General features: G+C 73.9%; 2 protein-coding genes. Both read right to left on the bottom strand.

Annotation, left to right across the window (positions count from 1 at the left end; genetic code table 11):
* Nucleotides 1–2: 2 nt before the first annotated feature.
* A complete protein-coding gene (locus IF55_RS40990; RefSeq protein ID WP_048832928.1) occupies nt 3–10,220 on the bottom strand; it encodes a non-ribosomal peptide synthetase in 10,218 nt (3,405 codons plus the stop codon).
* Entirely contained in the window at nt 10,144–14,637 is a 4,494-nt protein-coding gene (locus tag IF55_RS32135; RefSeq protein ID WP_157857239.1) for a non-ribosomal peptide synthetase, read from the bottom strand. The genes IF55_RS40990 and IF55_RS32135 overlap by 77 nt, the downstream gene beginning before the upstream one ends.
* Nucleotides 14,638–14,645 lie beyond the last annotated feature (8 nt).

The following is a 14,645-nucleotide window of genomic DNA, read 5'->3' as shown; positions in this document are numbered from 1 at the left end:
CCTTACAACGAATGGTGTGCAGGGGGGCGTGCGGGACCATCGGCGTGCCCGCCGTCGAACTCGGCCTCGGCCTCGGCTTCGACATCGGCCTCGACCTCGACCTCGACAGGGAAGCCGTCCCCGAAGTCGTCCTCGAACTCGTCCTCGAACTCGTCGACTTCGTCCTGTGCGAGGGCCGGGAGGAGGAAGTCGGAGGGGGTGTGCCCGCCCGCGCCGGGGTCGGCGGTGTGCGCGGCCAGCCCGGACAGCATCGCCAGCCAGCCCTGGGCGAGCCGTTCGACCGCGCCCTCGTCCAGCAGCCCGCCGGCCCAGCCCAGGGTGAGGGTCAGCTCCGGCCCCTCCGCCGTGTCCCGGATCACCGCGCCCGCCTCCAGGGCGTGCGCCACCGGCATGCCCGGCTCGGCGGAGCCGCCCACGGCGGCCGCGCCGGCCGGCTGCCAGGCGGGGGTGGTCGTGCTCTTACTGGCGGCGAACCGGCCCAGGTAGTTGAACCCGATCTGCGGTACCGCCAGCCCGGCCAGCACCGGCCCCGTCTCCGGATCGAGATGGCGCAGCATGCCGTGGCCCAGCCCGTCGCCGGGTACGGACCGTAGTTGCTCCTTAACCGCTTTCAGCAGCTCACCGGCGGCCGGGCCGCCCGCCCGGGCACGGTGCAGATCGATACCGGCCGTCTTCAGCCGGGCCGGGTGCACGGCGGTGAACCAGCCGACCGTACGGGACAGATCGGCGCCCGCCAGCGGCTCCCGGCCGTGCCCCTCGATGTCCAGCAGCACTCCCGCGGCGGCGTTGCCGGGCGGCCGCCACTGCGCCACGGCCCCGGCCAGCGCGGAGAGCAGCACCTCGTGGACACCGCAGTGGAAGACGGCCAGCGTGCGGCTCGCCAGGGTGGCGGCATCCGGCGAGGGCACCGACCAGGAACGCTCCCGCCAGGTCGCGGCCGTATCCCGCGCCGGATCGAGCGCCCGCCGCCCCAGAAGCGGCTCGGGCTCGCCGAGCACCGCGGCCCAGGCGGGCAGCTCGGCCCGCCGCTCCTCGCTACGGGCCTGAGCCGCCAGCAGCCGGGCCCAGCGGCGGAACGACGTGCCCACGGGATCGGGCGCGGGGTCCCGGCCCGCTGCCGCCGCCTCGCACGCCGCCTGGAGGTCCGGCAGCAGAATCCGCCAGGACACGCCGTCCACCGCGAGGTGATGCGCCACCAGCACGACCCGGCCGGCCCGCCCGGCCCCGGCGTCCAGCCACACCGCCCGCACCATCACCCCGGCGGCCGGGTCCAGCCACTCGACGGCCCGCCGGGCCGCGTCCGCAGCGAGCGCGTCCAGAGCCTCGTCCGTGAGTACGGGTCGGGGCTCGGCTGGGAGTACGGGCGGGAGTACGGGCGGGGGCTCGGCCGCGAGCGCGGGCAGGGGCTCAGTCGCGAGCGCGGGCGGGGGCTCGGCCATGGGCGCGTCCAGAGCCTCGCCCATGAGTACGGGCGGGGGCGCGGCCGGGAGCACGGGCAGCGTCTCGGCCGTGGGCGCGGGCAGGGGCGCGGCCGTGGCCTCGCCGTCGAGCTCAGGCCCGGTCTCGGCCTCGGGCTCGGGGGGCTCGGGCCCGGTCTCGGGCTCAGGCCCGGTCTCGAGCTCAGGCCCGGTCTCGGCCTCGGGCTCGGAGGGCTCGCGCCCGCTCTCGGACTCACGCCCGGCCTCGGGCTCGGGCCCGGCCTCGGCTACGGCTACGGATTCCCATTTGGTCGCCCGTCGGGCCGTACCGCCCACGCGGGCGTCCGACGCCTCGCCCTCGCCCCCGGGGCCCGAGGCCACTTCGGCGTCGACGCGTACGACGAGTGCTGCCGCGTCCACCGAACCGGGCTCGGCCACCACGAAGGCGGGCTCGGGGCCGTCGAGTACCACGCGCGCTCGCAGCATGTCGTGCGCGTCCACCAGCGCGCCGACGCCGGCCGCCAGCACATCGAGGCCCAGCCCCGGAGGGGCGGTCAGCACGGACCACTGCGCGAACCGCGGGCCGGCGGCCGACGCGCCGAGCGCCCGCATCGCGGGCGTCCAGGGCACCTCGCCCACGCCGACATCGCCCGGTTCGTCCGCGGCCCCTCGGACCGGTTCCGCGACCTGCGCCAGCCGCTCCACGGTCTTCTCCTCGAAGACCTGGCGCGGGGTCACCACCCATCCGGAGCGCCGCGCCCGCGACGCGAGCTGCATCGACATGATGGAGTCGCCGCCCAGCTCGAAGAAGCTGTCCTCGGCGCTCACCCGCTCCAGCCCGAGCACTTCGGCGAACAGCGCGCACAGCAGCTCTTCGGCCGCTCCGGCGGGGGCGCGGCCCGTCGCCCGCTCGCCGAAGTCCGGGGCGGGGAGCGCGGTCTTGTCCAGCTTTCCGTTCACGGTGAGCGGCAGGGCGTCCAGGACCACCACGGCCGCCGGAACCATGTACTCCGGCACGGAACCGGCGACGTGCTCCCGCAAGACCGCCGGCCACGACGCGAGCGTCTGGGGCGACGGCGGGGGCTCGGGCGCGTGCTCGCCGCTCCGAGCGTGGCCGCCATCGGGCGCGAGATGGGCGTCGGCGGCGGGCCCGTCGCCGTTGGTACGGGCCACCACGTAGCCGATCAGCCGTTTCTCCCCCGGCCGGTCCTCGCGTACGACGACTGCTGCCTGGGCCACATCCGGATGAGCCGCCAGGACCGACTCCACCTCACCCGGCTCGACCCGGAACCCCCTAATCTTGACCTGCTCATCCGCCCGCCCCGCGAACTCCAACAACCCGCCGACCGTCCACCGAGCCAGGTCACCCGAGCGATACATCCGCGCCCCGGGCACAAAGGGGCAGGCCACGAACCGCTCCGCCGTCAGCCCCGCACGACCCACATAGCCGCGCGCCAGCCCGGCCCCGGCCACGTACAGCTCACCCGTCACACCAGGCGGCACCGGCCACAGAAAATCATCCAGCACATACGTCTGAACGTTCCCGAGCGGACGCCCCACGGGCGGGGGCGCGTCCTGCGCACCGATACCGGCAGCCAGCGGCGTCGCCGTCGTGATCACCGTCGCCTCGGTCGGACCGTACGTGTTCCACACCTGGGCACCGGCCCGCCACCGCGCCGCCAGATCCGCCGTCAGCCGCTCCGCGCCCAGCACCCAGTTCCGTACGCCCGGCACGGCAGCCGGATCGAGGACGCTCAGCAGCGACGGGACGACACTCGCCACGCTCACGCCGGCCGCCTCGATCATCCGGGCCAGGGCCTCCGGCTCCGTACGCTCCTCACTCGACGCGATCGCCAGCGTCCCGCCGCTGCCCAAGGTCACCGCCACATCCAGCACGGCCGCGTCGAAACTGAAGGACGCGAACTGAAGGGCCGTCACCCCTTCGCCCACCCCGAGTACCGGCCGCATGACCTCCGCCAGGTTCGCCACACCACCATGCGCGACCGCCACGCCCTTCGGGCGGCCCGTCGAACCGGACGTATAGATCACATACGCCAACTGGTCTGCTTCGAGCGCGCATTGGAAGGGGTCTGCCGACTCCGCCTCGATGGCCTCCGCCACCTCCCCCAGCACGACTACGCTCCGGGCGGCGCCCTCCACCACCGCGCCGGCCGTCTCGGCGGTCGTCAGGACGACCGAGGCTCCGCTGTCCCTGACCATGTAGGCGAGCCGGTCCGCCGGATACTCCGGGTCGAGCGGTACGTACGCCCCGCCCGCCTTCCACACCGCCAGCAGCCCCACGATCATCTCGACGCCACGCGGCAGGCACAGGCCCACCCGCGACTCCCGCCCCACACCCAGCCGGAAGAGATAGCGCGCCAGTCGATTCGCCCGACCTTCCAACTCTCCATACGACAGCGCTTCGGAGCCGCAGCGCACGGCGACGGCATCCGGGGTCGCGGCGGCCCAGGCGGCGAAGAGATCCAGCACCGTCCGCGCCGCCCGCGGACGCGTGGTGGCGTTCCAACCCGCCAGCAGCTCGCGTTCCGCGGGGGCCAGCAGGTCGATACGGGCCACTGGGGCCGACGGGTCGGCGGCAAGTTGCTCCAGCACCCGCATCAGCCGATCGGCGATCGCTTCTGCGGTGGGCCGGTCGTATACGTCCGGCCGGTAGTCGAGCTGGACTTCCAGCCGGTCCCCGGGGTTGGCGATGAGCGCCAGTGGATAGTGGCTGGCGTCCTGCGGACGGCCGGTGGGACGCATGGTCAAAGTGCCGGGGCCGCCAGGCTGTTCGGCCGGCCGGGGGTAGTTCTCGTACACCACCAGCGTGTCGAACTCCGCGCCGGGGCCGGCGAGGCGGTTGATCTCCGCCAGGCCCATGTACTGATGCCCCATCAGCCGGACTTGGCGTTCCTGCAACTCGGCGAGCATCTCGATGACCGGCTGCCCGGCCGTCAGAGCCACCCGCACCGGCAGCGTGTTGATGAACAGGCCGATCGCCGACTGCACCCCCGGCAGATCCGCCGGGCGCCCCGCCACCGTGCTGCCGAACACCACGTCGGAACGGCCCGCGAGCCGCGCCAGCACCAGCGCCCAGGCGCCTCGCAGCACAGTCGCCACCGTCAAGCCGTGCTCCCGGGCCAGGCCCGTCAGCGCCCGCGTCAACTCTTCGCCGCACCGCCGGAACACCGGCTCGGGCTGCATCGGCACCCGCACCGCGTCCGCCGGTGCCACGCGCGTCGGCTCGTCCGCACCCGCCAGCTCCGCCTGCCACGCGGAGCGTGTCGCCGCCACGTCCTGGCGTCCCAGCCAGGCCAGGTACTCCCGGTAGGGCAGCGCCCGAGGCAACGCGCCACGGTCGCCGCCCGCCGCGTACGCCGTCGTCAGGTCGTTGAGCATCGTCGACAACGACCAGCCGTCGAGGATGATGTGATGTGTCGTCATGACAAGCAGGTGGCGCTCTTCCCCGGTCCGGACGAGCAGCAGCCGCAGCAGCGGGGCCGTCGTCACATCGAAGCGCTCCGCCAGCTCACTCGCCGTCAGCCGCGCCATCGCCGCCGACGACTCCACCTCGGCCAGACCCGACAGGTCGGCCTCCCGCCACGGCACCGCCACCTCATGCGCGATCGCCTGCACCGCCTCGCCCGAAGCGAGCTGGTGGAAGCTCGCGCGCAGCCCCGGATGCCGGGTGAACACCGCGTCCCAGGACGCCCGTAGCCGCCCGACGTCCAGCGGCCCCTCCAGGGCGAGGGCCCGCTGCCCGCCGTACACGTCCGTCCCGTCGTCGTCGAAGGCGGAGTGGAAGAGCAGCCCTTCTTGCAGGGGCGACAGCGGCCATATGTCCACCAGCCCCGGCACCGCCGCCTCCAACTCCTCCACGCTCTCCTGCGACAGGTCGACAAGGGGGAAGTCCGAGGGCGAGTAGCCACCGACGGCGGGGGCATCGGCGGTAGCGGGGACGGTCACGTGCGCGGCGAGACCGGTCAGCATCGCCGCCCAGCCGTCGAGCAGCGCCCGCGCCGCCCCCTCGTCCAGCAGCCGCTCCGGCCAGGAGAGGGTGAGCGTCAGCTCCGGTCCCGAGCCCCCGGCCACGTCGCGCACCAGGCCCAGGATCTCCAGGGCGTGCATAACGGGCAGCTCCGCGGCGGGGTCCTGACCGTACGCGTCCGGGCTATGTCCGTACGCGTTTGGGTCCTGACCGTACGCGGCGGGGCTATGACCGTTCGCGTCTGGGCCGCCCTGACCGTACGCGGCGAGATTATGGCCGTACGCCTCTGGGCCATGACCGTACGCTGTCGGGCCCCGACCGTACGCGGCTCCGTCAGGTCCGAGCCTGCCCGGATCGGTCTCGCCGGTCACGGTCCAGTCGGCGACGGCCGCGTCCGGGCCGGGCGTCACCCCCTCGGCGGTGGAGACCCTTCCCAGGTAGTTGAACCCGATCTGCGCCGACGGCAGGTCGGCCAGTACGGGCGCGGTCTCGGCATTGAGGCGGCGCAGCATGCCGTAGCCCAGCCCGTCCCCGGGCACCGCGCGCACCTGCTCCTTTACGCGCTTGAGCACCCGACCGGCAGCGGCGCCACCCGACCGTACCTCGGCCGCGTCGACCTGCCCCGCGTCCAGCCGCACCGGCCGGACGTTGGTGAACCAGCCCACCGTCCGCGACAGGTCCGCCTCCGACGTGCGCCCGTGCCCCTCCACGTCCACCAGGAAGCCGCCACTGTCCGCATCGCGGGCGCTGTCCGCATCGCGGGCGCTGTCCGCATCGCAGCCGCCCTCCGCATCACCGCCGCCCTCCGCCCGGCCGTCTCGCCACTCGCGCACCGCGGCCGCCAGCCCGGCCAGCAGCACGTCGTCGATGCCCGCGTGGAACGCGGCCGGAACAGCGGTGAGCAGGGCCGAAGTGGCTTCGGCCGGCACCGTCGCCGAAACCCGCCGCACGGTCGCCTCGATGTCACGGCTCGGGTCCACGGGCCGATCGGTCAGCAACGTGTCGGCGCCCCGCAGCAGCTCGGACCACTCCGCCAGCTCGGCCACGCGTTCGGCGGTCGCCGCCTCGGCCGACAGGTCATGGGCCCACCGCCGGAACGACACCGGAACCAGGTCGAGCTTCGGCTGCCGTTCAGCCGCCAACTCCCCGTACGCATAGGCCAGGTCGGGCAGCAGCACCTGCCACGACACGGTGTCCACCACCAGGTGATCGGCGACCACCAGCAGCCGCCCCTGCCGCCCCGGGCCGGCGTCCAGCCACACGGCCTGAACCATCACGCCCGCCATCGGGTCCAACCGCTCCGCCGCCGCACGCACCTGCTGGTCGAGCAGGACCGGCCATGCGGCCTCCGGCCGCCCCGCCATCGCCGACGCGTCCACCCGCCGTACGAACTGGTCGCCGGGGACCGCCTCCGGGACCACCAGCCTCCGGTACGGGTCCACCTCCAACCGCGCCCGCAACACATCGTGACGGCCCATCACCACACGCACCGCGTCCGACAAGGCCGCGAAGTCGGCGTCCGCAGGCGTCACCAGGACGCTCGACTGGACCACTCGGCCCGCGTTTTCCGGGCCGACCCGGTCCAGCAGCTCGTGCATCACCGGGGTCAGCGGCACTTCGCCGACGCCGGGCAACTCGTCGCGGGGCTCCGCGCCGTCGGCCGCGTCCTCGGACACCCCGGCGACCGCCGCCAGCCCGGCCGGCGTCCGCTGCTCGAAGACCTGCCGGCTCGTGATCAGCAGACCGGCGCGGCGGGCGTTCGACACCAGCAGCATCGACATGATGGAGTCGCCGCCCAGCCTGAAGAAGCTGTCCTCGGCCCCGACCTGGTCCATGCCCAGCACCTCGCCGAACAGCGCGCACAGGAGTTCCTCCGTCGCACCGACCGGGGCCCGGCCCGGTGCCCGCTCGGCGAAGTCCGGCGCGGGCAGCGCGGCCCGGTCGAGCTTCCCGTTGGCGGTCAACGGCAGCGCGTCCAGGAGCACCACCGCCACCGGGACCATGTAGTCGGGCAGCCGAGCCCCGGCGAACTCCCTCAGCGCCGCGCCGTCGAGCACGCTGCCGGAGGAGCCGACGGGCGAACCACCGGACTCCGGGCCGGACACGCCGCCACTCCCCGGACCGGACGCGTCGTCAGCCTCCGGGCCGGACACGCGGTCAACCCCCGAACCGGACGCGTCGTCAGCCTCCGGACCGGGCACACCGTCAGCCTCCGAGTCGTAGACACCGACAGCCGCCCGGCCGGACACGCCGTCAGAGACGGTGGCGTCGCCTGCGGAAGTCGGATACGGAGACCGAGAGGAAGCAGCGACAGGGACGGCGTACGCGATCAACTGCCGTTCGCCCGGCCGGTCCTCACGGAGTACCACGGCCGCCTGGGCCACGCCGGGGTGGGAGGCCAGTACGGACTCCACCTCGCCCGGCTCGACGCGGAAGCCCCGGATCTTGACCTGCTCGTCGGCGCGCCCCGCGAACTCCAACAGCCCGTCAGCCGTCCACCGTGCCAGGTCGCCCGAGCGGTACATCCGCGCACCCGCGATGAAGGGGCACGCCACGAACCGATCCGCCGTCAGGTCCGCGCGCCCCACATAGCCGCGCGCGAGCCCGGCCCCGGCTACGTACAGCTCTCCCGTCACTCCCACGGGTACCGGCCGCAGGAACTCGTCGAGGACGTAAACCTGGGCGTTGCCGATGGGGCTCCCGATGGCGGGCGGCGCGTCCTGCGCACCGATGCCCTCCGCCAGCGGCGTGGCCGTGGTGATCACGGTGGCCTCGGTCGGGCCGTACGTGTTCCAGACCTGCGCCCCGGCCCGCCACCGCGCCGCCAGATCCGAGGTCAGCCGCTCCGCGCCCAGCACCCAGTTCCGTACGCCCGGCACGGCGGCCGGGTCCAGCACGCCCAGCAGCGACGGGACGACGCTCGCCACGCTCACGCCGGCCGCCGCGATCATCCGGGCCAGGGCCTCCGGCTCCGTACGCTCCTCACTCGACGCGATGGCGAGGGTGCCGCCGCCGCCCAAGGTCACCGCCACATCCAGCACGGCCGCGTCGAAGCTGAACGACGCGAACTGAAGCGCCGTCACCCCTTCCCCCACACCCAGCACCGGCCGCATGACCTGCGCCAGATTCGCCACACCGCCGTGCGCGACCGCCACACCCTTCGGACGACCCGTCGAACCGGACGTATAGATCACATACGCCAATTGGCCGTCCCCTATGGGCCGTTGCAGAGGCTCTGTGGACTCCAGGCGCACGGCCTCCGCCGCTTCGTCCAGCAGCAGCATCCTCAGCCCGGGCGGCACGTCGGCGGCCGTTCGCGCGGTCGCCACCACCACGGACACGCCGCTGTCGGCGGCCATGTAGGAGAGGCGGTCCGCCGGGTATTCGGGGTCGAGCGGCACGTACGCGCCGCCCGCCTTCCACACCGCCAGCAGCCCCACGACCATGTCCACCCCGCGCGGCAGGCACAGCCCCACCCGCGACTCACGCCCCACACCCAGCCTGGCCAGGTACCGCGCCAGCCGATTCGCCCGACCTTCCAACTCTCCGTACGACAACAGGTCCGCACCGCACCGCACGGCCGCCGCGTCCGGGGCCGAGCGGGCCCAGGCGGCGAAGAGTTCCGGCACCGTGCCCGCGGCCTCCAGTGGCCGAGCGGTGGCGTTCCACTCCCCCACCACGCGGGAGCGCTCCTCGGGGTCGAGGGGGTCGATGTCGCCCACCCGGGCCCCGGGGTCGGCGGCCATCTGTTCCAGCACGCGCACCAGTCGCGCGGCCACGGCCCGTACGCTCTCCTCGTCGAGCAGGTCGGGCCTGTAGTCGAGCCAGAGGCCGAGGTCGTCGGCGGGGTTCACACTGAGGGTGAGGGCAAAGTTGGTCGATTCGCGGATCTCCGTGTCCGTGAGCGTCAGCCCTTCAGCGGACGGGGGCACGGCGGGGTCGCCCGGGTAGTTCTCGAAGGCGAGCAAGGTGTCGAAGGTCGCGCCGGGCCCGGCAAGTCGCTGGATGGCGCTCAGGCCCAGGTGCTGATGGTCGAGGAGGGCCGACTGCTCCGCCTGAAGCCCGGCCAGCGTCTCGGCGACGGTCCGTCCCGGCTCCAGCACCACCCGCACCGGCACGGTGTTGATGAACAGCCCCAGCATCTCCGCCATGCCCGGCAGGTCAGCGGGCCGCCCGGCCACCGTCGCCCCGAACACCACATCACTGCGGCCCGCCAACTGGCCGACCACCACGGCCCAAGCGGCCTGCACCACCGTGTTCAAGGTGACCCCGCACACGCGGGACAGCTCGCCGAGCGCGGCCGCCAGCTCCCGTCCCGTCAGGGTCGTCACGCGCGCCGGGGCGGCCGACGTTCCCGTACCGGCCGCCGGGGCCACGAGCGTGGGCTCCTCCGCCCCCGCGAGGGCGGCCCGCCACGCCTCATTCGCCGCCGGCACGTCCTGCCGCGCGAGCCACGCCACATGCTCGCGGTGCTGGGCGGCGGCAGGCAGCCCGCGACCGCTGCCGCTCGCCGCGTAGCACGCCCACAGCTCGTCCAGCAAGATGGGCAGGGACCAGCCGTCCAGCACGAGGTGATGAAGTGTCACCATCATGCGGTGGCGGTCCGGGCCGACCTTGGCCAACAGCACGCGCAGCAACGGTGGTTCGCCGAGGTCGAAGCGCCTGGACCGCTCCTCGGCCCCCCATCGCTCCGACTCCGCCCACGCGGCCTCCGCGCCCAGGCCCGAGACGTCCTCCTCACGCCACGGCACCACCGCGTCCCGGACCACCGTCTGCACCGGCCGCCCCAGCCCCGGCACCACCCGGAAGCCCACCCGCGAGCAGCCCCTCTTGCAGGGGCGAGACCGGCAGCACCTCGACCAGCCCGGGGGCCCGCGCCTCCAGTTCCTCCACCTGACGCTGTGTGAGGTCCACGAGGGGGAAGTCGGACGGCGTGTGTCCGCCGCTCCCGGTACGCTCCACGTGCGCGGCCAGGCCGCTCAGCGCTGCCGCCCAGCCAGTCAGCAACTGCCTTACGGCGTCCGCCTCCAGCACCCGTTCCGGCCAGGCCAGAGTGAGCGTCAGCTCCGGGCCGTCGGCGGTGTCGCGTACCGCTCCCAGCGCTTCCAGGGCATGCATCACAGGGAACTCCCCGGCAACGCTGCCGTCGAGTTCGGTCGCCAGGAGCGGCTGCCAGTCGCCCTCGCGGCCGGCGATCCGGCCGAGGTAGTTGAACCCGATCTGCGCCGACGGCAGGTCGGCCAGTACGGGCGCGGTCTCGGGGTTGAGGTGGCGCAGCATGCCGTACCCACGGCCGTCCCCGGGCACGGCACGTATCTGCTCCTTTACGCGCTTGAGCACCCGACCGGCGACCGCGCCCCCTGCCCGTAGCTCGGCCGTGTCGACCTGCCCGGCGTCCAGCCGCACCGGCCGGATGCCGGTGAACCAGCCCACCGTCCGCGACAGGTCCGCCTCCGACGTCCGCCCGTGCCCTTCCACGTCGACCAGGAAGCCACCCTCCGCCTGGCGGCCCCGCCACTCGCCCACCGCGACCGCCAGCCCGGCCAGCAGCACGTCATCGATCCCGGCGTGGAACGCGACCGGGACGCCTGCCAGCACGGCGGAAGCGACATCGACGGGGAGCGTCACCGCGACGCGCCGCACGGTCGCCTCGACATCGCGGTCCGGGTCCACGGGCACGTCCGTCAGCGGCGTGTCCGCGCCGCGCAGCAGGTCGCACCAGTCCGGCAGCTCGGCCACCCGGCCCGCGTCGCCCGCCTCCGCCGACAGGTCGCGGGCCCACCGCCGGAACGACACCGGAACGGGAGCCGGCGCGGGGCGGCGGCCGTCCGCCGACTCTTCGTACGCCTCCGCCAGGTCGGGCAGCAGGACCTGCCAGGACACCGTGTCCACCACCAGGTGCTCCGCGACCACCAGCAGCCGGCCCCGCTCCCCCGGCCCGGCGTCCAGCCACACCGCCTGCACCATCACTCCGGCGGACGGATCCAGCCGCCGCGCGGCCTCCCGCACCTGCTCGCCGAGCAGATCAGCCCACTCCCCCTCGTCGAGCGGCCCTGGCCGTCCCGCCTTCGGCGACGCGTCCACCCGTCGTACGAGCCCGTCGACGGAAACCGCCGCCTCCGGCACCACCAACTGGCGGTACGGCGACGTCTCCAGTCGGGCGCGCAGCAGGTCGTGACGCCCCATCACGGCTTGCACGGCATGCTTCAGGGCTGCGAAATCCATGTCAGCCGGGGTCAACACCGCTGCCTGTTGGATGACTTGGGCTACGCGCTCCGGGCCGACCCGGTCCAGCAGCTCATGCATGACGGGCGTCAGCGGCACTTCGCCGATGCCGGGCACCTCGTCGCGGAGGTCCACGTCGCCGGCCGCCACGGCCACCGTCGCCAGCCCCGCCGGGGTCCGCTGCTCGAAGATCTGCCGGCTCGTGATCAGCAGGCCCGCGCGCCGGGCGTGCGAGACCAGCAGCATCGACATGATCGAGTCGCCGCCGAGGCCGAAGAAGCTGTCGTCGGCGCCCACCCGCTCCAGGCCCAGCACCTCGGCGAACAGTCCGCACAGCACCGCTTCGACCGCCGTCTCGGGCGCCCTGCCGTCCATCGCCGTGGTCTCGGGGGCGGGCAGGGCGGCCCTGTCGAGCTTGCCGTTCACGGTGAGCGGCAGGGAGTCCAGGACCATGAGGGCGCTCGGCACCATGTACTCGGGCAGCGCCCCGGCCGCGTACTCGCTCAGCGGCCGCACGTCGACGTCCGGCCCCTCGGGCACGACATAGCCGACCAGCCGCTGTTCGCCGGGCCGGTCCTCGCGTACGACCACCGCGGCGCGCGCGACTTCCGGATGGGCCGTCAGGACCGCTTCGATCTCGCCGGGTTCGACGCGGAAGCCGCGGATCTTGACCTGCTCGTCGGCCCGGCCGAGGAACTCGGCCTGTCCGTCGGCCGTCCACCGCGCCAGGTCGCCCGAGCGGTACATCCGCACACCGGGCACGAAGGGCGAGGCGACGAACCGCTCCGCCGTCAGCCCCGGCCGGCCCACGTAACCGCGCGCCAGCCCGGCCCCGGCCACGTACAGCTCGCCCATCACCCCGGGGGGCACCGGGCGCAGGAAGCCGTCCAGGACGAAAACCTGGACGTTGCCGATGGGGCGGCCGACCGCCGGCGGCGCGTCCTGCGCGCCGATGCCCTCCGCCACCAGGGCCGATGTCGTGATCACGCTCGCCTCGGTCGGCCCGTACGCGACCCACACCCGCGACGCGGCGCGCCACCGCGCGGCCAGGTCCGCGGTCACCCGCTCCGCGCCCACCACCCAGTTCTCGACGCCGGAGACGGCGGCCGGGTCCAGCACGCCCAGGAGCGAGGGGACGACGCTCGCCACCTTCACGCCGGCGGCGTGGATCGTCCGGGCGAGCGCTTCCGGCTCGGTGCGCTCGTCGCTCGAAGCGATCGCCAGCGTGCCCCCGGCCCCGAGGGTGACCGCCACGTCCAGGACGGCGGCGTCGAAGCTGAAGGACGCGAACTGAAGCGCCGTCACGCCCTCGGTCACGCCCAGCACGGGCCGCATGGCTTGGGCGAGGTTCGCCACGCCCCCGTGCGCGACAGCCACGCCTTTCGGGCGCCCCGTCGAACCGGACGTATAGATCACATATGCCAACTGGTGCGGGTCAACCACCGTGTTCAGTTGCGTATTTGACTGGGCGTCGATTTCGTCGGATTCGGGCTGCCCGTCCAGCGCCACGACGCGTGCCGCGCTGTCCGACACCAAGGGCGCGCTCTCCACGGTCGCCAGGACGACCGTCGCGCCGCTGTCGGCGACCATGTAGGCGAGCCGATCCGGCGGGTACTCCGGGTCGAGCGGCACGTACGCGCCGCCCGCCTTCCACACCGCCAGCAGCCCTACGATCATGTCCACCCCGCGCGGCAGGCACAGCCCCACCCGCGACTCCCGCCCCACACCCAGCCTGGTCAGGTACCGCGCCAGCCGGTTCGCCCGCCCCTCCAGCTCCCCGTATGTCAGCTCTTCGGGGCCGCATCGCACCGCCGGCGCGTGCGGCGAGCGTTGCGGCCACTGCGCGTAGAGGTCGAGGACCGTGCGCGCCGAGACCTGGAGCCCGGTGTCGTTCCACCGCTCGACGACCTGCGTGCGCTCGGCCTCGTCGAGCACATCGAGGTCGCCGATCCGGGTCCGCGGGTCCGCCGCGATCTGTCCCAGCACCCGCAGCAGCCGACCGCCCATGCGCGCGGCTTGCGACCGGTCAACACGATCCGGCTGGTAGTCGAGGTGCAGCCGCAGCACGTCGCCCGGAATGACGCCGAGCGCCACCGCGAAGTTGGTCGACCCGCGCACTTTGGCGTCCGTCAGCGTCAGCCCGTCGAGGGGCGGCGAGTCGGTCAGAGCGCCCGGGTAGTTCTCGAAGGCGAGCAAGGTGTCGAAAGTTGCGCCGGGTCCGGCAAGTCGCTGGATGGCGCTCAGGCCCAGGTGCTGATGGTCGAGGAGGGCCGACTGCTGCGCCTGAAGCCCGGCAAGCGTCTCGGCGACGGTCCGCCCCGGCTCCAGCACCACCCGCACCGGCACGGTGTTGATGAACAGCCCCAGCATCTCCGCCATACCTGGCAGGTCAGCGGGCCGCCCCGCCACCGTCGCCCCGAATACCACATCACTGCGGCCCGCCAACTGGCCGACCACCACGGCCCAAGCGGCCTGCACCACCGTGTTCAGCGTCACGCCGTGGTCCCGAGCGAGCGCGGTCAGCGCGGCCGCCAGCTCGCGGTCCGACTGGGCCGTCACCCGGCCCGGCGCGTCCGGCCGCCCCGTGGCAGCGGCCGGGGCCACGAGCGTGGGCTCCTCCGCCCCGGCGAGCGCGGCCCGCCACGCCTCGCCCGCCGCCGCCACGTCCTGCCGCGCGAACCACGCCGCATGCTCGCGATGCTGGGCGGCGGCAGGCAGTTCACGGCCGCTGCCGCCTGCCGCGTAGCATGCCCACAACTCACGGAACATGACCGGCAACGACCAGCCGTCCACCACGAGGTGATGGACGGTCACCAGCATGCGGTGGCGCTCCGCGCCGACCTTGACCAACATCACGCGCAGCAGGGGCGGTTCACCGAGGTCGAAGCGGTGCGCCCGCTCCTCGGCCCCCCATCGCTCCGACTCCGCCCACGCGGCCTCCGCCCCGAGGCCCGAGACGTCCTCCTCACGCCACGGCACCACCGCGTCCCGGACCACCGTCTGCACCGGCCGCC

This window comes from Streptomyces varsoviensis (genome assembly GCF_000718635.1).
Taxonomy (GTDB): Bacteria; Actinomycetota; Actinomycetes; order Streptomycetales; family Streptomycetaceae; genus Streptomyces; species Streptomyces varsoviensis.
The sequence above is the reverse complement of the archived record's forward strand: the minus strand, read 5'-3'. Positions and strand labels throughout refer to the sequence as shown.